At 44.5% G+C, this 21,515-nt stretch carries 24 protein-coding genes; 8 read left to right on the top strand and 16 right to left on the bottom strand.

Annotation, left to right across the window (positions count from 1 at the left end; translation table 11 throughout):
* Positions 1–10 precede the first annotated feature (10 nt).
* The gene (locus SPHMEL_RS02665; protein WP_084322096.1) at positions 11–388 is read left to right on the top strand and encodes a PolB1-binding protein PBP2 family protein; all 378 of its coding nucleotides are present in this window, start codon (positions 11–13) and stop codon (positions 386–388) included.
* Here SPHMEL_RS02665 and SPHMEL_RS02660 read toward each other — a convergent pair whose 3' ends face one another.
* Genes SPHMEL_RS02660 through SPHMEL_RS02645 form a run of 4 tightly spaced genes read right to left on the bottom strand, consistent with a single transcriptional unit; the run spans position 389 to position 3,573 of the window.
* The gene (locus SPHMEL_RS02660) at positions 389–1,255 is read right to left on the bottom strand and encodes a class I SAM-dependent methyltransferase (protein ID WP_042667230.1); all 867 of its coding nucleotides are present in this window, start codon (positions 1,253–1,255) and stop codon (positions 389–391) included.
* A 24-nt stretch (positions 1,256–1,279) separates the two neighbouring features.
* On the bottom strand, positions 1,280–1,678 hold the full coding sequence (locus SPHMEL_RS02655) for a CopG family ribbon-helix-helix protein (RefSeq protein ID WP_042667229.1): 399 nt from the start codon (positions 1,676–1,678) through the stop codon (positions 1,280–1,282).
* Positions 1,679–2,569: a metal ABC transporter permease gene (locus SPHMEL_RS02650; protein WP_042667227.1), complete on the bottom strand. Its 891-nt coding sequence runs from the start codon at positions 2,567–2,569 to the stop codon at positions 1,679–1,681.
* The gene (locus SPHMEL_RS02645) at positions 2,566–3,573 is read right to left on the bottom strand and encodes a metal ABC transporter substrate-binding protein (RefSeq protein ID WP_042667225.1); all 1,008 of its coding nucleotides are present in this window, start codon (positions 3,571–3,573) and stop codon (positions 2,566–2,568) included. Before SPHMEL_RS02645 ends, SPHMEL_RS02650 begins: the two co-directional genes overlap by 4 nt.
* Positions 3,574–3,639: 66 nt before the next feature.
* Here SPHMEL_RS02645 and SPHMEL_RS02640 point away from each other — a divergent pair, with 66 nt between their 5' ends.
* On the top strand, positions 3,640–4,401 hold the full coding sequence (locus SPHMEL_RS02640) for a metal ABC transporter ATP-binding protein (protein ID WP_042667915.1): 762 nt from the start codon (positions 3,640–3,642) through the stop codon (positions 4,399–4,401).
* Positions 4,402–4,421: 20 nt separating this feature from the next.
* Positions 4,422–5,261, top strand: coding sequence for a hypothetical protein (locus SPHMEL_RS02635; protein ID WP_042667914.1), 840 nt, complete (start codon positions 4,422–4,424; stop codon positions 5,259–5,261).
* Positions 5,262–5,325: 64 nt separating this feature from the next.
* On the opposite strand, the gene SPHMEL_RS02630 is transcribed toward SPHMEL_RS02635, so the two are convergent.
* Genes SPHMEL_RS02630 through SPHMEL_RS02620 form a run of 3 tightly spaced genes read right to left on the bottom strand, consistent with a single transcriptional unit; the run spans position 5,326 to position 9,160 of the window.
* A complete protein-coding gene (locus tag SPHMEL_RS02630) occupies positions 5,326–7,731 on the bottom strand; it encodes a xanthine dehydrogenase family protein molybdopterin-binding subunit (protein WP_042667223.1) in 2,406 nt (801 codons plus the stop codon).
* A 12-nt stretch (positions 7,732–7,743) separates the two neighbouring features.
* The gene (locus SPHMEL_RS02625; protein ID WP_012608044.1) at positions 7,744–8,277 is read right to left on the bottom strand and encodes a (2Fe-2S)-binding protein; all 534 of its coding nucleotides are present in this window, start codon (positions 8,275–8,277) and stop codon (positions 7,744–7,746) included.
* A gap of 1 nt (position 8,278) precedes the next feature.
* The gene (locus SPHMEL_RS02620; RefSeq protein WP_084322094.1) at positions 8,279–9,160 is read right to left on the bottom strand and encodes an FAD binding domain-containing protein; all 882 of its coding nucleotides are present in this window, start codon (positions 9,158–9,160) and stop codon (positions 8,279–8,281) included.
* Between the two features lie 136 nt (positions 9,161–9,296).
* Between SPHMEL_RS02620 and SPHMEL_RS02615 the strand changes: the two genes are divergently transcribed.
* From SPHMEL_RS02615 to SPHMEL_RS02605, 3 genes are all read left to right on the top strand, one after another.
* Complete coding sequence (locus SPHMEL_RS02615) at positions 9,297–10,304, top strand: PLP-dependent cysteine synthase family protein (protein WP_042667221.1); 1,008 nt, start codon at positions 9,297–9,299, stop codon at positions 10,302–10,304.
* Positions 10,305–10,467: 163 nt separating this feature from the next.
* The gene (locus tag SPHMEL_RS02610) at positions 10,468–11,709 is read left to right on the top strand and encodes an Nre family DNA repair protein (RefSeq protein ID WP_042667219.1); all 1,242 of its coding nucleotides are present in this window, start codon (positions 10,468–10,470) and stop codon (positions 11,707–11,709) included.
* A 1-nt stretch (position 11,710) separates the two neighbouring features.
* Complete coding sequence (locus SPHMEL_RS02605; RefSeq protein WP_042667218.1) at positions 11,711–12,508, top strand: SPL family radical SAM protein; 798 nt, start codon at positions 11,711–11,713, stop codon at positions 12,506–12,508.
* A gap of 39 nt (positions 12,509–12,547) precedes the next feature.
* Here the strand turns inward: SPHMEL_RS02605 and SPHMEL_RS02600 are convergent, their stop codons facing one another.
* The 4 genes from SPHMEL_RS02600 to SPHMEL_RS02585 are packed head-to-tail and all read right to left on the bottom strand — an operon-like array spanning position 12,548 to position 14,321.
* Positions 12,548–13,294, bottom strand: coding sequence for a DUF2192 domain-containing protein (locus tag SPHMEL_RS02600; RefSeq protein WP_042667216.1), 747 nt, complete (start codon positions 13,292–13,294; stop codon positions 12,548–12,550).
* On the bottom strand, positions 13,278–13,574 hold the full coding sequence (locus tag SPHMEL_RS02595) for a hypothetical protein (protein WP_232216804.1): 297 nt from the start codon (positions 13,572–13,574) through the stop codon (positions 13,278–13,280). Before SPHMEL_RS02595 ends, SPHMEL_RS02600 begins: the two co-directional genes overlap by 17 nt.
* A gap of 8 nt (positions 13,575–13,582) precedes the next feature.
* Positions 13,583–13,957 (bottom strand): hypothetical protein, encoded by a 375-nt coding sequence (locus tag SPHMEL_RS02590; protein ID WP_012608051.1) that lies wholly within the window; start codon positions 13,955–13,957, stop codon positions 13,583–13,585.
* Positions 13,958–13,970: 13 nt separating this feature from the next.
* Positions 13,971–14,321 (bottom strand): helix-turn-helix domain-containing protein, encoded by a 351-nt coding sequence (locus SPHMEL_RS02585; protein ID WP_042667213.1) that lies wholly within the window; start codon positions 14,319–14,321, stop codon positions 13,971–13,973.
* An 82-nt stretch (positions 14,322–14,403) separates the two neighbouring features.
* On the opposite strand from SPHMEL_RS02585, the gene SPHMEL_RS02580 reads away from it, so the two are divergent.
* Entirely contained in the window at positions 14,404–15,288 is an 885-nt protein-coding gene (locus SPHMEL_RS02580; RefSeq protein ID WP_084322092.1) for a hypothetical protein, read from the top strand.
* Between the two features lies 1 nt (position 15,289).
* Here the strand turns inward: SPHMEL_RS02580 and SPHMEL_RS02575 are convergent, their stop codons facing one another.
* The gene (locus SPHMEL_RS02575; RefSeq protein ID WP_042667209.1) at positions 15,290–16,504 is read right to left on the bottom strand and encodes an aminotransferase-like domain-containing protein; all 1,215 of its coding nucleotides are present in this window, start codon (positions 16,502–16,504) and stop codon (positions 15,290–15,292) included.
* Positions 16,505–16,573: 69 nt separating this feature from the next.
* Here SPHMEL_RS02575 and SPHMEL_RS02570 point away from each other — a divergent pair, with 69 nt between their 5' ends.
* Positions 16,574–18,151: a radical SAM protein gene (locus SPHMEL_RS02570; RefSeq protein ID WP_012608055.1), complete on the top strand. Its 1,578-nt coding sequence runs from the start codon at positions 16,574–16,576 to the stop codon at positions 18,149–18,151.
* On the opposite strand, the gene SPHMEL_RS02565 is transcribed toward SPHMEL_RS02570, so the two are convergent.
* From SPHMEL_RS02565 to SPHMEL_RS02550, 4 genes are read right to left on the bottom strand one after another with little or no spacing between them, the layout of a single operon-like run.
* Positions 18,119–18,880, bottom strand: coding sequence for a 3-hydroxy-3-methylglutaryl-CoA reductase (locus SPHMEL_RS02565; RefSeq protein WP_042667207.1), 762 nt, complete (start codon positions 18,878–18,880; stop codon positions 18,119–18,121). The genes SPHMEL_RS02570 and SPHMEL_RS02565 overlap by 33 nt on opposite strands.
* Positions 18,870–19,289: a Zn-ribbon domain-containing OB-fold protein gene (locus SPHMEL_RS02560; RefSeq protein WP_042667206.1), complete on the bottom strand. Its 420-nt coding sequence runs from the start codon at positions 19,287–19,289 to the stop codon at positions 18,870–18,872. Before SPHMEL_RS02560 ends, SPHMEL_RS02565 begins: the two co-directional genes overlap by 11 nt.
* A 6-nt stretch (positions 19,290–19,295) precedes the next feature.
* Positions 19,296–20,354 (bottom strand): hydroxymethylglutaryl-CoA synthase, encoded by a 1,059-nt coding sequence (locus SPHMEL_RS02555; RefSeq protein ID WP_042667204.1) that lies wholly within the window; start codon positions 20,352–20,354, stop codon positions 19,296–19,298.
* 40 nt (positions 20,355–20,394) lie between these two features.
* Entirely contained in the window at positions 20,395–21,513 is a 1,119-nt protein-coding gene (locus tag SPHMEL_RS02550) for an ABC transporter ATP-binding protein (RefSeq protein WP_042667203.1), read from the bottom strand.
* Between the last annotated feature and the right edge of the window lie 2 nt (positions 21,514–21,515).

Genomic DNA, 21,515 nt, shown 5'->3' with positions numbered 1-21,515 from the left:
GTGGATATCTTTGAGTAGCCAGAACAACAATAACACAGATATTAACAAGGGTATTAACAGGCTTAGAAGCCTCAGCAGGCTTGAGAGGATTATTGTAAACTACTTCCTAAGACATATAAGTGCAGGCGATATAATAGCAGTATTAGATATACGTGAAGAAGTGAAAAAGAAGATCCGGGAAGGAGATAGAGATCTCCTCCCAGAGACCGAGGATACACTCATCGAAGTAGAGGTGAGACGTGTACTAGCAGAATTAGTCAGAGAGGGGATACTATACCATAGGAATGGAGTATATAGTTTATCACCATGGCTGGTGGAATTAGTAAAGAAAAAGTTCGGAAGGCTCAGGCCAGGGGAATTCAAGCCTCTTGAAAAACTCCTTGAATAACTACCTCTTGAAGCCAATGAAGCCCTGAGCCTCTGCATCATAATATACGTTGGTGAACCCGGCCTCCATTAACCTATTCTTTATTCCTTTGAGAATACTTGGTGCCCCATGCCGCCTCGGCTCACCAGTATAATGGAATAAAATACCTCCATGCCTGAGCACCCTGTATAGTTCTTTGTAGAAGTCAAGACTATATAGGCTACCAGTGCTTCTTGTGAATCTAGGTGGATCATGTATTACTCTATGAAAATACTCTGACTCTAGTGAGAAGATGCCTTCAACTACATCCATTATATTAATCCTTATTCTATCACTGGATAACTCCCTGCTCCATGGATTCCTCTCAGTTATCCATACAACATTTTCATCTATCTCAAAAATATAGATGCTACTAGCCCCCCTCCTCAGAGAAGCTATAGCTGTATAACCCAACCCCATACATGTGTCAAGGATGTTTAGGCCACTTGTAACCCTAGCTGCCCGTATCTTCGAGATCGTGTCGCGCCACGGATCGGTGTCCTGTATTCTATGCATATGGATGCCGTTTATCTCGAGCGTTGGCACTGTAGTTTTACCCGTCGCCTTTAATTTATAGAACCCTGTTTCAGTATGGAGTACCACCTCATATATTCTCCCGGTTTCCTCTAGCAGTACAACCCTATCATGCTCGCTTGGCTCTAACTCTCTAACATCTACCTCGATGCCTTTGCTAAGTAGTAACCTATTGTTCTCCACGCAGACAACCCTAGTTGATAAACCTAGATCCAGTGTAGTTTCAATACATCCGCTTGAACGCTTCAGCTCATCAATAGTGAAAAAAGTGAACCAGTATCCTTTCACGGGTTTAAATACGAATGCCTCGGGCACGGTTCATACCTGGGCTCATTTAATCTACTGGCTTAACACGTTTAAATCATCTAATGGGAGATACCTCTGGATCTTGGAGCCTGATGAGACAAGTCTTCTCAACTCGCTTATTAGTTTAGAAGATCCCTCAACTATTATCACTATTATAAATTCATTCCCCATCCTATGAACACTATACGATGTAATAACAGAGCTGTATCTCGAAATAATAGAGGAGGGCAGCGGGCTCTGCGAGTAAACAACTATTACACCACGACACTTGTGCTCCCTATCCTCGTGGAGATTCTCATGTATATACTCGTTTAAAGCATTCGATACTATAGTAGATCTATCACAGCGAAATAATCCGGCTAGATTATCCAGTTTCTCCGCCACATGGTAGGGCACGCTCACTCCAAACCTCTTCTTTGAATTCCCGCCCATCTATCTTCCCCACCCTGTGAGCGCCACATATAGAAAAGCGATGACAAGGATAAAACCACTTACACCTACAGGGCTTAATCCATAGTTTACTGCAGCTACATATCCCAGCATCGTAGACGTTGTTGACACTAGTAGTGTTAATAGTAAGTGCTCCTTACTGCTTCTAGAGATTCTTGCCCCAACTATTGCCGGGAGGAGTATCATTACATGCTCCATTATGTAACCACTGATACGTAGTAGCCCTATCGTGGCTAAACCGATTAGGGTGTAAGTGATGAAATCATAGTAGCCTATCCTCACACCAGCTATCCTAGCGGACACGGGATCTATGCTTAATAAAATTATCTTGTTGTATATTAAAATAACCACTGTGACTACAATTATTGAAATAACAATAGTCACCAGGACGTCTTGCCTGCTCATTAGAACAGGATCCCCTAGCATTATACTGGATAGACTATATTGCGCAGGGAACATTGTTAACACGTAGTATGCTAGTAGAACACCCATCGATGATGAGAATGAAACCATGAAAGAGGATACTTTGTTGGGATCTATTCCTCTGTGAATTAAGTATCCGGCGAGATATGTTAACATCAACCCAACCGGTATCGCTGAATAATATATGTTCACCCCGAATATTAATGCAAAGATGTAGCCGAGGGTAGCCGCTAGAAAACTATTATGTATGGAGCCTGAGACAAGGAACTCTAACCCCCTATAATAGGCCAGCAAGCCGACTAAGCTAAGCGATAACCCCGTTAACCAGTATGCTATAACCTTATCAACCCCTATGACCCTGGAGGAAAACACCAGGGACACTAGGAAAACTATGGATACAATAATGCATGCTAACAGGGAACTCGATCTCCTTCTGGCACCTGGGGTCATCTGTAAACCCACCTAGACAATGCTAAACCTATTATGACACCTATAACCACATAGAGTATTATGGAGAGGGGATCAGATGCTAGATGAGAAGGCCCCTCCAGTTTCGTAGAAGGCTCTCCGGCTTCCTTAATGTTCACACCACTTACTTGAGAACTTATATAGTATAGTTTATCAGGTATGGAGCCATTAACCAGCGGCGATGGGACCTCTATTATGGTTATATTATATTTCTTCGATAACTCGATCAATGCATTGCCTTCACTAGAGGCGGCCGGCGATGTTATAAACACTAACGGAGTACTCCCACTCTTCATGAAGCTCTCGACAGACGCTATATCCTGAGGGGATGGTTGCACCTCATGCTCTGGAACAAGTGATTTAACTACCTTGAACCCCATCCATTCCACGGCATATTGTATTTCAGGTAGGTCTATTATAGTGGACACGTCACGGTATTTGCCTATCATCTTATTAACTAGGGATATGAGTGAGTTTACTAGCTTTAAGGCTTTATCCCTATAGCAATCAGCTTTCAAGGGGTTGGCTTTCGCTAGTGTGCTTGTCAGATTTCCAACGAAGAGGATGTAGTTTAATGGATCGTAAATAGGCATGTGGAGATTGGCCTGCCCACTGGAGGGATTAATGGTAATCCTGATTCCAGGGATCTCAAGTATATTGATAAGTGTTGCGTTCAACTCACCCTTCTTCACAAGCTCCTCTATCTCCACTTCGGCACCAGTATGCCCTGTTGAAACTATTATCGACGCCCTCTTTAGTTTCTGGTAGTCACTAATGGATAACTGGTATTCATGGGGATCTACGCCTGGGGGAATAATATAATCGACTACGTCACCATCGCACAGTAGGAGTTTAATATCACTTACCAGACTAGGGAAAACAGTAACCACGTATACTCCGCTGGTGGTTTGAAGAGAAAAAAACGGTAGCCCTTGTGAAACCAGCAGACTTAACACGGTGATTACTGGGATCAATGCGTGCCCCATGGTTTCACACCTTATGCACAAAATGTTTATAAGTCCTTAAATAGATTTGTGCACAAGGGATTCGATGTGATTATAGAGTTAATAGATTTAACTGTGAAGAGAGGACATACCCTGGTACTGAACAATTTAAACGCGGTGTTCGAGGGCCCTGGACTAATACAGGTTATAGGCCCCAATGGGGCTGGCAAAACAACACTGCTTCTCACCATCCTAGGCTTAATAAAACCTGTAAAAGGAGCGGTTAGGATCAGGAATACTGAGCTGAAGAATTCGAGTGGAGGATTATATGAAACAATATCCTACATCCCTCAAAAATTCTATATACCGAGGGATGCACCGATAACGCTCTGGGAGTTCGTGGAAAGCTATATTAGGGCTTACGAAGGAGGCATGCCATTTAGATCCAGCCATACTGTAAATAGGAGAATTGAGTCAGCACTGGAAATGGCTGGATTACCCAAGGATTCATGGGATAAGAAGATCAGTGAGTTGAGTGGCGGACAGCTCCAGAGAGCTCTAATGGCTAGAGTTCTCTCAGTAGATTCAGAGATAGTATTGATGGATGAACCCCTCTCCAACATAGACCCCGAGGGAAGGGGGGCGCTGGCTGAAATCATTGGCAAGCTTTCAAGTAGGAAACTACTCGTGGTGACAAACCATGATCCCGTATTATTGCTGCCATATACCAGTAAAATACTGTTACTAGGATATGGTGAATACAGGTACGGTGACCCCGACAGCATCCTTTCACGGGAGGTTTTGACGAAAATATATAAGAGTTGTGCCATAGTATTCGGAGAGCATGCCCACATAGCGGATTGGCACTAGGTGGGGATACTTTCTTGAGGATGCTTGAAGGCGAGTTATGGGAGTATAATGGAGTAGTATATATCGCTAAGGGTTTCCAGCACCCTGAAGGAATGATCGTAGCCTACCCTAGGTACGATCTTTATATCTCAGGGAAAATACCCGGGTGGCGCCTAGAGAGATACATTAACACCGTGGACTGGGAGTGCATTAAGTCCAGGGTTCCCGTGATACCGGTGTCGAAAAGCACCGTGTTTCTAAACAGGCTCAACAATATTCAACAAGTAGTCGCGGAAATCATCTCAGATGCTCTAGGCGTGAGAGAGAATGATATATATGTCACAGGATCCTCAAGGATCCTCGGTAAATACAATGACATTGATATCGCGATATATGGGGTTAAAGAAGACTTCACTAAAGACCTCGAGGATCTCGTTAATAGAGGAGTGCTTAAACGGGTTGATGAATGGGTGCTTGTATACGAGTACTGGGAGAAGCATAGAGGTGGAATAAGTCTCGCTGAATATCTATGGTTCAAAAAGAATACTCTTCTACACCTAAATATACTTGGAATTCACGTGAATCTTAGACCAGTTATCTACTCTAGAGGAGTCCATGGATGCATAGACCCAGTCTTGAATATATCAGAGTACACCGGACTAGTACGCGTGGTTGAGCCGATAATAGATCATGCCATACCATCGAGATATATTGGCTTACTTGATAATGGTGAGGAAGTAATCCTTGAATCCATGCGGGAAGTATACTCGGAGCTGAATACGGGTAGCTACCTCGCCATAAATAATAAAGTAGAGGAAAGGCCTAACGGTATATACCTTGTACCAGACCATGGATTGCTGAAGCCTATACTACGGCATTGAATCTAACTTAAGGGAGAGGAGGGAAAGTGGTATAAGGGAAAAAGAAGAATGTGGTTAAAACCTATTACCTCTTATTTAATCCACACTTCTTTATGATGCTGAACACCGTATCTGGGGTTAATGGTATTCTATTTACATCCCTGTTCGCATCTTTACTCCCTAATGCATGCGCTACAGCATTGGCGATGCTTGGAGCTATGCCAACTATAGAAGGTTCTCCAAGCCCCTTAGCTCCAAACGGTCCCCTAATATACCCTGCCTCCACGAAGTCTACTAGTATTCTCTCTGGAATATCCAGGCCTGTGGGTATATGGTATGTCGATAAGTTTGTATTGTAGACGTGTCCTTCAGGGCTATAATACGTATCCTCCATTAGGGCGTATCCCATACCCTGGATATATCCTCCAACACCGTGGTGCTCTGCACCAGTCCGATTGATTACTCTTCCAATATCATATACTGTTACAGCGTCTTTTACTCTCACAACTCCTGTTTCGAGGTCTACCTCCACATCACTCACTATGGCGCCAAATGTGTATGTGAAGTAGGGTTGACCGGTGCCTGTCTCCTCATGCCACTCTGCCGGTGGAGCCCTATAGTAGCCGAATTCTTGCAGTGGAACACCTTTCCAGAAAGATTGCTCCACTAGTTCTTTCCATGTTATATAGTGTTCTGGGTCGTCTCTACAATAAACCTTTGGAGCATCTATTACAACGTCATCAGGGCTACTACATCCAAGCATAGAGGAGGCTAGCTCATTGAGTCTTTTTCTTAGCTTATATGCCGCCACAAGTGTTGCATTACCGCCCATCGCAGTGCTTCTAGACGCAACCGTGGGTCCTGCATCAGGTGTTGATGCTGTATCCGGTAACTCTACTTTGAAGTAGCTTGGCGGGACACCCAGTATTTCAGCAGCTATATTGATTAAGCCCTGGATAGAGCCCTGGCCCATATCGGTTAACCCTGTCCTAAATATTATGCTTCCATCCCTCTGTATGATTAGTGTTACAGACGAGTAGTCGGCTCCCTCCGCGCCAATACTGTTTCCATGATAGAATACAGCTATACCTATTCCACGCCTAATAGTACCCTTGGCCTCGGAGTACAGTTTCCTCTTCTCATACCACCCGCTTAATTCAACTGCTTTCTTGATGGCATCTACTAGTCCAACGCCGTGATCCAGTAATTGTCCATGAACCGTTCTATCACCTGGTCTCAACGCGTTCCTAAGTCTTATCTCCACTGGGTCCAGGCCTAGTTCCTCAGCAAGTATATCCATCTGCCTTTCAACCGCGAATGTTACCTGTGGGTTACCGAAGCCTCTGAATGCTCCTCCGGGAACTTTATTCGTGTACACCGCTGCGAGATCTATTTTCGCGTTGGGAACCCTGTAGGGCCCGGTGCTATGTACTATCGCTCTCCATGCGACGAATGGGCCGAGGCTAGCGTATGCTCCCTTATCTAGTATTATCTCGGCCTCGACGCCGAGTAATGTTCCATCTCTCCTAGCTGCATGCTTGTATCTAGCGATAATCGGGTGCCTCTTCGTGTGTCCTATTATGGATTCTTCCCTTGTATGTAATACAACCGCTGGTTTCTTCGTGTATAGAGCTGCTAACGCGGCTTTAGCAGCTATCTCGTTGCCCACGTCCTCAGCGCCGCCGAAACCTCCACCCAGTGCTGGAGCTATGACCCTTACCATGTTGAATGGTAGTCCTAATACGTTTGAAACAGCTTTCCTTGTATCGAAGGGGCACTGTGTCTTAGCATATATTGTAACTCCTCCATCCGGCTCGGGTATTGCTATTGCCACCTCTGGCTCAAGATAGGCGTGTTCCTGCATAGGTGTCCTATACTCGTTCTCAACTATGACGCTGGCCTCCTTGAATGCTTTCTCTACGTCTCCAACTCTGATCTTGTACCTCGTTAATACGTCGCTTCCACGTTCATCATGTATTAATGTATGAGGCTTCTCCTTTAATCCATTCCATTCAATTATCTGCAACGGGTCTAGGTATACCTCTAATGGCTCGTAGTCAACGTGGACTCTTTCCCCAGCGTCTCTGGCGTTCTCAAGGCTCTCAGCCACTATTAGTGCTACGGTATCCCCTATATACCTTACCTTTCTATCGGCTATAAGTGGTTGATCCGGTAGTACATAGCCAACGTCATTTATACCCGGTATATCCCTGGATGTTATAACTTTTATCACACCTGGGTAGTTAACCGCCTCTGATACATCGATACCCTTGATTAATGCATGGGCATACTTGGATCTAACGCTGTAGACGAATACGGGGTTCTTTAATAGATTAATTAGATCCGCTGTGAATATCGGCTTACCTGTTGCCTTACTTATGGCGTCCCATCTCACTACATGCTTACCTATATACTTGAAGTCCTTCGTAGGCTTACTCCTTGTTTCATTGAATATCTTTTCAACTATTTCAACATACTCGGGCTTACTCATGTGAACCACCTACTAGACAACTTTTAAATGATACTTCTCTCTCACCTGTTTTTCATCGAAGTAGATCTTGCCCTCATTGATGTACTTGGCTGCAAGCTTGGCTGCTGCAAAGTAGTAGTGGTAGCTCCCACACCTGCACAATGTGCTGCTAAGCCACTCCTTTATTTCGTCGTAGCTTGGGTTTGGATTATGGTCGAGCAACGCCTTAGTCATCATTATGAAGCCCGATGTACAGAAACCGCATTGCATGCCTCTGGTCTCGATGAATGCTACTTGGATAGCGTGTAGCTTGCCCTCGGGGGCCAGGCCTTCCACAGTCGTTATCTTGGCTCCATCAAGCGTGGATGTTAGCGTGAGACATGAGTGCCTTGGTAACCCGTTCACGAGGACTATGCATGTTCCGCATTCCCCTCTACCACATCCCTCTCTAACACTTGTATAACCTAGTCTATACCTTAGTGTGTCAATTAACCTCTCATGAGGAGGTACGTCAACTATGTACTCCCTACCATTAACCTCTAACCTGACTTTAACGATCCCCGCCAACCTACATCACCCCGTTTAGGATTCTATTGTGTACGAGGCGCAGACCCTTCCTTAAAATAGCCTTAGACATTTCAAGCCTGTATTCACTGGTAGCCCACCAGTCACTAATCCTCTTCATCTCCTTATCGAGGCATTGTTCCGCCTCTATGAGGGTTTCCTCGCTTATATTTCTTCCAGTTATACATTTCTCAGTGCTCCTGGCCCTTCCAGGTATCCTGTGCTCACTAATCATGTCGAAGGCTATTCTGGCTTCCCTTATCCGTCCTTCCTCCTCTGTTAAATAGATGGCGCCAGTGACTATGCCGGCTATAAGTAGCTCTCTTCTATCAAACTTTATGAATGCACTACTTGTCTTAGATGGCGGCTCCTTGAATGATATCTCCGTGATGATCTCGTTCGGCATGAGAATCGTTTTCCTTTTATCGACCAGGAATTCCTCCAGCCTGACCTTTCTCACACCATGCACGCTTTCAAGCCTTAGCTCGGCATCGTAGACGAGCAGGAGTGTTATGTAATCGCTGTACTGTGTGGCCGACGCAATATTACCGCCTATCGTGGCGTTGAACCTTATTGCCATGGTACCGAATTTTCTGAAGACATCTATGAACCCGGCATATTTTATATCCTGGTGCAGTATACTCTTACTGAGCTCCCATAGTGTTGTGAGGGCTCCTATTCTCACCACGCCATTCTCCACTACTACATAGGAGAGATCCCTCCTCAGTGGAGAGAGATCCACTAGGTATTTTGGCACAGGTATTTTCCGGTCTCTTATCAATACTAGTAGTTCTGTACCACCTGCCAGGGGCTTCGCGTCTGGCGAGTATTTGTCAAGGAATTGCAGGGCGTCGCTAAGGTCCCGTGGACGATGGATATCGAATATACTCTACACCCCCCATTGGTTACTTTATTTTCTAAGAGCCCGTGGGTAATAAATTTTTACAATTATAAACCGTAACAATGATTTAAATACAGGTTCCCACTTTAGTAAGATATATACTGAGAAGGAGGGTATATGCATGAAGGTGTGTAGGGATATAACCGAGTGTATAGGGGGCACACCAATAATACGGCTCTCAAGGATACTGCCACAGGGCTTCAAGGCCGAAGTATGGGGTAAGATGGAGTTCACTAATCCAACGGGCAGCGTAAAAGATAGGATGGCATTATACATGCTGAGAAAAGCCGTTGAGAAAGGAGAATTGAAACCAGGTATGACAATAGTTGTTCCTACAACAGGTAATACAGGCATAGCTTTCTCAGCCCTTGCAAGCGTGCTCGGCTTCAAGGTTTTAATAGTAATACCAGAGGAGATGAGTGCCGAGAGATTCATGTTAATGAAGTTATTCGGAGCCGAATTCTACTTCACACCAGGCGGTGAAGCCGATGCTGGTAATGCATTAGAAATAGCTAGAAAGCTTGTGGCTGAAAACCCTAATAAATATTACTTATTCGATCAATGGGGAGATGAAGCCAATATACAGGCCCATTACGAGACAACAGGTAAAGAGATACTTGATCAAATAGGGTGCCCCAAGGCCTTTGTAGCTGAGGTTGGAACCGGAGGTACTTTAATAGGTATAGCGAAGAGGCTTAAAGAGGAGTGCCGCGACGTCATAGTGGCGGGTGCTGAACCAGCTGAATGCCCGGTTGCAGCAGAGTGGTTTAAGACTGGTAAGCCGGGTCCCTGGGGAAGACATGAAATAGAGGGAGTTGGTGACGGCTTCGTACCCGATATAGTTATGAGGAATAAGCGCCTGCTCGACGACTTTGTAACCGTGAACAGTGATGAAGCAATACAAATGGCTAGGAAGATAGCCAGGCTAGAAGGCCTCCCAGTTGGAATAAGCAGTGGAGCAAATGTTGTAGCAGCTATAAAGCTCGCACAAGCCCATAACCTGAGAAACAATGACAAGGTTGTAACAATACTACCAGACTACGCTGCCAGATATTTCAGCACCAGGCTCTTCAAGAAGAAGCGTGAAATAGTTAACAGGAAGCGGCTGCTGGAGGAGCTGGATATTTAGTCCCATACTATCCTATTCTTCTTTTCTTCTCTTCTTTCTTCAATTCCCTATCTTATCATATATGGTCTGGCTAGATAGAGACGACCTCATCTAGACGAATAATTTAAATTAAGGTGTGGTAAGTTTAATTATAGTTAATTGTATAGGGTGATAGGAGCAAGTTATGATGAGCTTTAATCCCAGGATCTGTTCTACATGCCGGGGCCGGGGCTTCTGCGGGTTATCCTACTGCCCTGTTATAGCTAGGGCTAGAGCATCCATTAAGCTATCGGGGATCACTGGCCAGCGTGTGATAGAGGGTTCCACCCCGCCCTCGTTATTTGTTGGGAGATATGGTTACCCATATGTTAGAGCAGGTCCAGGCGCTGCTCCTCCAAACAATGACGTACTAGTGTATGATTACCCTGAATCATGGCTTGGAAGAAGGATAGAGGACATCCTTGAATATAGATGGAGCCTTGTAACAGGATATACCAGTATAGATGTGAGAAAGCCGTATGATAGGATAGTTGAAGAGACAAGACTCATGACCCTGAGCAGTAGACCTGTGGATATTAGAGTAGAGTTAGCTAAGCCACCGCGTCCAATATTGCATCTCAGCGAAGAGGAACCACCGCAGGGCCCTAGGGCACCAATAGTAAGGCTACAGGTATTAGGCAATCCCTCTGTGCCTAGGCCCGTGGAGAAGGCGTTTAATGATACGGATCTACCAGCCTATGACGCAGTGGTCTACCTCTATAAGTCAAATATACCGGTTTCCCATATACAGAAGATACTCAGTGCCGGAGCACTAGGTGTTAAAAACCAGAGGAGACTGGTACCTACAAGGTGGAGCATCACCGCTGTTGACAGCATGATATCCAGGGAACTGCTTAGAGAGGTGAAAAAATATGACGTTATCAACGAGATAGAGGTATACATGCTTAGGCACTACGATAACTTATTCATAGCAGTACTCTACCCAGCTAAGTGGAGTTATGAATGGATGGAAGCCTGGTGGCCAGGCTCCACATGGAACCCTGGAGCCCTGGACGTGGTTGTTGAGGGAGACTATGAGGACTATCATGGGAGAACAACTTATCCAGGTATTGGTGGATGCTACTATGCAAGCATGCTTGCGACACTTGAGCATCTTTCAAGGATGAGAAGACAGGCTACAGCGATACTACTTAGGGAGATATATCCAGGTTTCAATCTACCATTGGGTGTCTGGTTTGTCAGGGAGTCGATTAGAGAGATGTACAGGCATGAACCAATCTTAAAGACCAGCAAGTTAAAGGAGGTCTTCGATCTACTGGATAAGGTAACCAGGCTCGGGGCTACTAAATGGTACAATTCCTCCAAGCTGCTTCAGAGGATTGTAAAAACGAGGAGTATTAGAGACTTCTTCTCGAGGGATACCTGAGTTGTTCCAGGAGTTTAAAGTAATAAAGACAAGGTGTGAGACAGCCCTGTCGAGGAGCGGGTTGCCGGGACTAGACTATGCTTTAAACCCCTATGTCGGTTGTTCACATGCCTGTATCTACTGCTATGCTAGGTTATACACGAGGAATAGAGATGTAGGCGGTAACTGGGGAAGGATAATCCTAGTGAAAGAGAATATAGTTGACGTATTAAGAAGGGAGGTAGTCAAGTACCCAAGGGGCGTTGTCGGCATTGGCACGGTAACAGATGCATATCAACCTGTTGAAGCCGTGTATAAGCTAACGCGGCGTTCACTAGAAGTATTATTAAGACATGGTTTCCATGCAAGTATTCAGACAAAGAATCCCCTGGTTTTAAGAGACATGGATCTCCTGGTAACACATAGGGATCTAGTTGATGTGGGATTCACGATAACCACCCTTGATTACAGGGCCTCCATACAGATAGAGCCACATGCACCGCCCCCAAATGCCCGTTTAAAAGCACTCGAAAAACTAGTCGAGGAAAAAATTGCCTCATGGATTTTCTACGGGCCAATTATACCAGGCATCAATAGTGACCCCGATACTGTGAGAAGCATGGTGGAGATAGCTAAGAAACTAAACATAGTACTATATTACGACGTACTTCATGTGAAATCATTCATGAATACGCCCACGCACCCATTGTATAATTACATTGAGAAAACCCGTAGAGAGAGAAGGCGGATCATGGAACTAATAGAGACCGAGTGCAAGAGGCAGAAGGTGACATGTAGAACCGGTTTCAGCGAGATGTGAATAGTCTACAATACTGGACTGGTTAAAGATCGCGCGTGATTATTTATCTTCTTTCTCCCCCGTATCTCTCTCTTCTTCCTCAACTCTGAGTACTCTGCCTAATTCTTTCTTGGATATGTTGAAGACGGCTTCGGCTATAGCTTTAACATATTCATCGCTTGGCGTGGTTTTAGGAAAGCCAATCCTGATTGCGAGAGCCCTCTTAAATGCCTCCTTATACTCGCGGGATCTTATCTCACCCCTGTATATTGCCTCGGCTAGTTTTAAACCTATGAAGAATTTAACATAGCTTTTAACGGTTTTTTCCTCCTCCGGGAAAGCATTATATACTGCATGCAGTATCTTCGTGAATCCATCCTCGCTCATGAATCCAAGTATGAATTTTGTTAGAGGTATTCTCAACAGTCTTGCAATCATGTTACCATCGACCACGCCTGTAGGGGACACCGATTTTATTTTCTCTCTAGCTCCCTCGATATCGCCTTGGAGTATTAGATCCAGCGCCATATCCAGGTTTTCCTCTACGTAGAAAATCTTCGAGAACATATATGGGTAATCCTGGGCAAGCCCCAATCCGTATTTACCGATTACATAGAGTGTTGTAAGCTCCTTGTCGTATATGTCGGGAGGCAGAGCCTTCCCTCTGATCGGGCTTAATCCAGTTTTTTCATACGTCTTCCTCAAGTAATCAACAAGTGCTCCTCTATCAAACTCGTTAACTCTCTTTGCCACCTCGCTCAGTATCGATACTGCTACCTGGATTCTTTTCTTATGTGGTTGCCTCATTACGCATATCACCCTGTATACATGGGAGCTCTCTAAGTAGAAACCGCTTGATCCTCAAGTCTAAGCCTGTCCTACCCGTGTAAACCCGTATTCTACTACAATCCTTACTGATTAAAATTTTTACAGTTAAGGAGCCAAGATATCTATTACGTACTCCAATGTATACTTGAAACCTGCCCTTTCTCTCCCTGATCTCCTTAAGGCTTGCCTCACCGTATTCCTGTCTAAGCATCTTCTCCAGTCTTCCCAGGACATTTATCAACGTGTTAGCTGTTAACATATATATCACTATGGCTTCCATGATTCCTTGAGCTTGACGAGCCCCAGTGTTTCAGCCGCCTCCAGATACCATGCAACTATTTCTTTCAGAAGCTCCATCCTGGCGTCCTCGCAGGATACACTTATACCGTGAACCATTTTATATGCTTCCACAGCTATATCACAATTAACCTTATCCTCTATTCTTACACGGATTTCTCCTAAAACCTCTAGATAAGAATACCCTTTATTCTCAGCCATCTCTTTAATGTCATCCAGTATCTCACGTGAAGGAAGCAGATCCATACACTCACCGCCTTTAGACATGCATATTTCAAAGTATTTAATTAAAACAGAGTAGTCTCCAAGTATTTTACCGCTGGCTAAAAAAGGTTTTCTACCCAAACCTGTTCATCCTTTAAAGAGTAATATTTCTCAAGTACTCCCTTATATACTCCTTATGTTTCTCATTAACAGAGTTGTAGAGGTTTCTAAGCGACTCCAACAAATCTGTAATTATTATCCTCATTGCCTCATCCACCTCATAAGGCGCCAGCTTTTCCACCGCTCTTTGAAGGACTTCATCACTGGGATAGGCCTCCCTCTTCAAGTATTTCCTTATAGCTGTTGGTGAGATACCTAAGTCCCTTGATAGCTCAATGATGCTCCTGGTTGAAAGCATTAATTCTATAAGCCTTGCCCTCACATCCTTGCTGACCCAATGTAAACTCATCGATGCCTCTTTTTTCGCTTCCGGGATGCTGGTCATCCCCCAACACCTTTGTAAATAAATATAAATCCAGGTTTCTTAGTGATATATTACCCTTAGTTATATTAAAAGCTTATAGTAGGTGGCTTTATTGAGGCAACGTAGCATAGTTTTCGATGGCACCGTGAAATTACATGAGCTACCATTTATAGAAGTCGAGCATGGTGACATATTAGCGAAAACAGTTTTTGTCTACGTGGGACAGATAGAGAGAAACATAATGAATCATAACATTACTCCCCCTGGGAGAATCATCCTAGGGGCGTCCGGAGTAGTAAAGGCTATAGAGACCTCTGGTAGCAATACAAGCGTGACAGGCAGGTATATCACTATTTCACCTCTTAGCCGCCACGGCATACTCGCATATAACGTTAATGGATTGCTTGCCGACTATGTTTCAGTTAAGCCGGAACACGTCTTCGAGGAGTCCCTTAATGCAAACCCATATACAGCTGTGAAGCCGTTTATAGCCCATGGGATAGAACTAGGGGCCGAGGCCGAAGGAGTTACCCTGATAGTTGGATGCAATATAACAGCGTTCTCAACCGCTTTATTCACTGGGAGGAGTAATGGAGAGCCAATACTATACTGTAGGGATTCAACCCGTCTAGCCCAGTATCTCGGGTTAAATATTGTTAGCCATGTGAGCAATATACCCAGTAGAATCAATACCCTTGTGTTAACGGAGCCTGGTGCCGACATCTATTATAGATTACTCAAGGAGATAGCCCCTCAGAAGATAGTTGTATCGCCATTCTCATTTACAACATGGATTCCAATAAACCATCGCCTTGAGAAAACAGTGATTACATACAAGAATACCATTAGGAATACCAATCCGGTGGCAGCCGAAAACATTCTTCATGAATTATCCAGCTTTGTAAAAATAATTGAGATAGGGGATATTGAGAAAACTATTGGGTTGCTGCCGCCTAAAGAACTTGGATCCATAATAGTGTTGAAGTAAACTAGGATTCACGAATCAATTTGGCCAGCCTAGCTATTCCCTCCCTTATCTGCTCGTGCGTGGGGTAACTGAAGTTCAGCCTCATACTATTAACTCCGTCTCCCTCAGGGTGAAAGCTACCGCCCGGTACATATGCCACTTTATACTGCTTCACCGCTTTCTCTAAGAGCACTCCTGCATTGAATCCATTCTTGTACACGTATGCGAATACAAAGAGCCCTCCTATGGGTTTAGAGTACCAGACGTAATCGGGGAAGTTTTCTTTGATAGCTTCAAGCATCGTGTTCCTTTTTGCCTTATAGTATGGTATGGCTTTCTGAACAACATCGTCTATTAAACCCGTTTTAATGGCCTCGGCAACTATGAACTGGTTTAAGGTGGGTGAGTGCAGGTCCACGTATTGCTTCACTATCTCAAACCTCCTTATAAGCTCCTTTTCAGCAACGATCCACCCGATCCTCAGGCCTGGTGCTAGAATCTTGCTTACAGTACTCATATACATAACTCTACCCTCTTTATCCAAGCTCTTCAGTGATGCTGTTTCAGCTCCTTCCTCGTAGATGATGTAACTGTAGGGATCGTCCTCCAGGATTAATAAATCGTATTTCGAAGCTATCTCGAGGAGATGTTTCTTCCTCTCCTTATTCATAGTGGTGCCAGCCGGGTTCTGGCCAACTGGTATAACATATATGAATTTCACTTTCTTCACATCATCTCCCAACTGCTTCAGCTTTTCCTCCAGGAGCTCCGTCCTCATACCGTTCTCATCTATTTTTACACCTATTAGTTTGGCGCCATTCATCTTGAATGCTCCAAGTGCTGCCAGATATGATGGGCTCTCAGTTATCACTATGTCGCCTGGATCTATGAGGGCCCTTGAAACTATGTCTAGGGCCGACTGGCTCCCACTAGTTATAATTATGTCCTCTGCATCGGCATGTATCTCCCTCTTTCTAGCTAGGAAGTCGCTCAATGTCTCCCTAACCTCTATTATCCCCTTGGTTTCGCTGTACTGTAATGCATCGTCACCGTATTTCTCGATGACTATTCCAGCTATTTTTGCTAGTTCTTTACGTGGAAATAAGGCTGGGTCTGGTATGCCTCCTGCAAAACTTATTACATCCTTTCTACCTCGTATTATTGCTAGTAGTTCACGTATCTCCGATGCCTTAATATTCGAGGCAACCTTACTAATGAACCTGGAGTAATCGATCATGCTTACACCGAGATATACGTATAGGTATATATGGTATATAAAGCTTAATATCGTGGAGGAGATACGCGGGTGGAATTGAACACGATATATAAGAACCCAGTTAAAGTAAAGGCGAGGATAGCATATATTTATCCAAGCATATACAGAGTGATGATTTCCAGCTTAGCCCCCGACATCATATATCAATTATCAAACAGTATGAATGAAGCATACACTGAGAGATTCACTAATACGAGACTCACAGGTGATGAACCTCCCCCTAGAAGCCTTGAAACAAACACTCCATTAAAATACTTCGGCCTCATACTAACCACGCTACACTATGAGCCAGACATAGTAAACCTCGTGAGGCTATTGATAGCTGGGAAAATACCGGTTAAGCGTGAGCAACGTGATACACCAATAATCGCGGGGGGACCAGTTGTCATGGAGAATCCTATCCCATACAGCGGCATAATAGATGCATTCGTTATAGGTGAAGCCGAGGTCACACTGGAAAAAGTGTTACTGAAATGGTTTGAGACGATGGATAAGAAACGGTTCCTGGAAGAAATAGCTGGACTCACATACGTCTACGTTCCAGGCGTTAATGATGGGGAGAAAATTATAAGGAAGTATGTTGAAAGGCTCGATGATGCGGCTCACCCTGTTCACCAGGTGGAAAACACGGAGATTGAACCGATATATGGCGGGGGCTTTAAGCTCGAGGTTAGCAGAGGATGCCCGTACTGGTGTAGCTTCTGCCTTGAATCAAGGGTTTTCCAGCCATATAGAGAGAGGAGTATAATGATGCTTAAGGAGATTATGGAGGAGGGGTTATCGAGTAGTATATGGGGTAGGAGGGTAGTAATATATAGTCTCTCATTCCCAGTATCCCCAACCCATGTGAAACTACTTGAATACATCTCACAGGAGAAAATAAAAGCCTCACTACCCTCACTAAGGCTTACTGCGTTGAGGAGCAATGTACTAGAGTTAATCAAAGAGATAGGTCAGAGGACTCTTAGCCTGGCACCGGAGACGTTTAGTCCATTACTCCATAGAGTGTTCTTCAAGTACGTGAGCCTCCATGATGAAATAGCGAATACTATAGAAGACATCCTGAAACAAGGCTTCAATATTAAATTATACATGATATATGGTGTGAAAGGAACCCGCATCGATGAGGTTAAAATAGACATCAATACTCTGAAGAAGCTGGCCAGCTCAGCTAGGAGGCATGGTAGAGAGCTCTCAATATCGCTCAACCCATTAATACCGAAGCCTCATACGATGTTTCAGTGGATTGGGATGGAGGAACCAGCTAAGCTTAAGGAAATACTCGGCTTATATAGGGGGGAGTTAAGGGGGTTAATAGATGCGAGACCATATGATATAGAATGGGGATTCATACAAGCCTATATAGCTTTATCCAGTATGCCATTAGACAATGTATTCATCAACGTGGCAACCCGTGGTGGAGGGTTATCGGCTTGGAGGAAAACCCTTGGAGACAGGTATCTTAGATCCAGTTACGTGTTAAAGGGATACGAATTCGGTGGTAAACTACCTTGGGAATTCATTGTTCTAGGTGATCTACCTGTGAAAACCGCTGAGAAACAATACGAGGTGTTCCTAAGTCTTAGCGGTGGGGGAAGCATGCCCTAAATCAAATATTAATGAGTAGAGGAGGAGTACAGCGCATATATAGGGTTTCTCAACGGCTTTAAGTAACTCCCTGATCTCACTGGTGATCGTATTATTCAGCAATTGATATGGTGCATCATGTATAACCTTGTATCTCAGGGTGTCCCCGTTAATAGTATACTCGCTTGGAGCCACCGGTATCCCTGCAGAAAATGCATCGAGGCCGAGCATATAGTATATGAGGGCCATATATGAGTGTTTCACACCGAGGAAAACTGGATCACTATATAGTCTTGGAAAAACCAATGGATCCAATACATCTTTATGATCACTGAACGTTACATACGCGTCAGAATTACATACACCCTCATAGTCTTTGATACCAATGTTAACAATAGAGCTTTCCAAGATGAGGATACTATCCCTTAACCTATTAAGCAGCCTGCCTTTAATGAAGGGGGCGACAACATAGATCTCGGTTTTCTCATTATTTATGAATAGATTTAAAACCCCTATCACCCCGATAGGTATTTGTAAAGCCCCTATTACGTTGAATCCCTCGTAATCCCCCTCTGCAAAATCAAGTATTGTAGACCCAATAGCCGAGAGACTGATGCCTTCCTTGCTCTGTATGTAGAGGCGCCTTAGAAGTGCTCTCAGGTTTTCACTTAGTTTTAATTCATTTATGTATTCAAATGGCTTCCCGGATTTCCTAAGGGATTCAAGTAAAAAATCTATGTTAGACTCCAACTCGCTTAAACACCGGTCTATATGATATTCCGTAGTGTATTAATCCTGCTTCATTGTCCTCGGATATCCTCCTCAAGACCGGCTCCATTAAAATACCCGGCTTTAACTCCTCTGGTAATACATCGGTGAGGGGAGCCATTATCCGTGCCTTACTATTAATGGTCTCCAGTATACCTATCATGAGGGGGCGTTTCTCCTCGAAGCCCTCCATCGCGCTATAAATTATTGTCCACGTGATCAACCTGGCCTCCTCATTTATCAACTCGATATATTCAATATTCCTTGACCCACAGAACCTGCATATACTTGAAGCCGGATAGGCCACTCTACCACAGTCCCTGCACTTACTGGCTTTAAGCCTGTATCTGTCAAGTCTTGTTCTCCAGGATGGAGGTATAGATATCTTCATCATTTTTCACCTTATCCTGTTAATCAGTCTCCTGTATTTAGCATATAGGGCATAATCTATCGATGTCTTCCTCACTATATAGTCATCCACGGTGGGTGCTAATTCCTGTTTCTCCGTGATCCTATCAGTTACAACGATACTGTAGGCGTCACTACCAGCACCACTGCCGAATGGTGCCAAGAGAATCCTCTGGCCCGGCTTAGCCTTATCAAGCACGCGGGAAAGCCCTATGAGGGCTGACGAATTATAGCTGTTACCTATGAACGGTGTGACTAATCCAGGTATTACTTTCTCCTTGGGTATTCCAAGCATTCTTGCAACCCTAAGCGGGAATGTACCGTTTGGCTGGTGGAAGATAGCGTAATCGAAGTCCTCTGGTTTAAGCCCGGTCTTCTCCATTAGTAGTTTCACGGCGCCCACTATATGTTTAAAGTATGCTGGCTCACCTGTGAATGCCTCACCATGAAGTGGGTAGCGCGAATGATCCCTACGCCAGAAATCAGGTGTATCGGTGACGAATGTGGCACTTGCCTCGAAGTATGCCGCTGACTCTTCCCTAGGCCCCGTTATAAGGGCTGTAGCAGCTGAGGAAGCTGTGAATTCTAACACGTCCCCTGGGTTTGCTTGTGCTGTATCACTACCTATTACTAGTGCATAATTTATCAAACCAGATGCCACAGCTCCAATACTTATCCTTAGCGCCTCACTTGCAGCTCTACACGCGAACTCCAGGTCTGTCGCCATGGTTTCAGGAGTTATACCTAGAGCCTCAGCTATAATCGTTGCCGAGGGTTTTACAGCATAGGGCTTACTCTCAGTCCCAAACCATACTGACCCAATTTTCCTCGGGTCTATTCTAGCACGTCTCAATGCGTTTACAGCGGCCTCCCAGCCCATTGTAATGGCATCTTCATCTATCCCTGCGACACTCTTCTCGGCGACATTTAATTCTTCTGGTTCCTTAGGATTAAATCCCCACGTCCTAACTATTTCGCTGAGGGGAAGTCTCCACCTAGGTATATATGAGCCCCAGCCAATTATCCCTACCCGTTCCTCAGGAATCATAAAGGCATCCCTCTACACTATTTTATTACCTCGATAAAAATCATTTTTTAGCGTATAGCCAGCACTTGACGTAGTGGCCTGGCTCAACCTCGACCAACGGGGGTTCCCTCTTCATACAGTATTCTCTCAACTCTGGTTTCTCATCAAGTGCAACACATCTTGGATGGAACCTGCATCCGGCTGGGATATTTATAGGTGAAGGGACTTCACCCTTAATAGGTATCTCCCTAATGGCAAGCCTTCTCGATGGTTCGGGCTCCGGTATGGCCTCTACAAGAGCCCTAGTGTAGGGATGTAATGGATTCTCAATGACCCTTCTAGCATCGCCTATTTCAACTATTTGTCCAAGATACATTACTGCGAGCCTATTGGATATATATCTTGCAACAGCTAGGTCATGGGTAATGAATAGGTATGTTAGCCCTAGTTTATTCTTAAGCTCCATCATTAACTGGAGTATCTCAGCCCTTATTGAGACATCAAGCATTGAGACAGGTTCATCAGCCACTACGAACTTGGGATTAAGTATTAGCGCCCTCGCTATTACTACACGCTGTCTTTGCCCACCAGACAACATATGCGGATATCTATCCATGTATTCATCTGGTGGCGTCAGTTTAACCGATTCAAGCGCTTTTGCCACTATATCGTATCTGTCCTCACGGCTCACGCCCACTCCATGGATTGCAAGGGGCTCTTCAAGGATCTCATATATGGTTCTACGTGGATTAAGACTTCCAAAGGGGTCCTGCCATATCATCTGGATATCTTTTCTGAGGGGACGTAACATGTGTTCATTGAGTGAGGCTAGGCTTATATGGCCGTATTCGCTGATGTTATTGATGCTTCCATAGGATCTCATTTCCTCGAGGATCTCCTTCGAGGGCAGATAACCTATCTCGCCTTCCGTGGGCTTATTAAGCCTCAATATGGTTTTGCCCGTGGTTGTTTTACCACAGCCCGACTCGCCAACTAATGCGAATACCTCTCCCTTGCTTATATCAAAGGATACTCCATCGACTGCTTTTACGTATAACTGGGGTCTTCCACGTAGTATGTCGAGAAAGCTCTTTCTTACCGGGAAGTATACCCTCAGGTTTTTCGCGAACAATATGGTGTTAGATGTTATCTTAGGCTCATATATTCTTTCCTCGCTCATCC

This window comes from Desulfurococcus amylolyticus Z-533 (assembly GCF_000513855.1).
GTDB classification, from domain to species: domain Archaea; phylum Thermoproteota; class Thermoprotei_A; order Sulfolobales; family Desulfurococcaceae; genus Desulfurococcus; species Desulfurococcus amylolyticus.
Note: the sequence above shows the minus strand (reverse complement) of the source record. Positions and strands in the feature narration are given on the sequence as shown.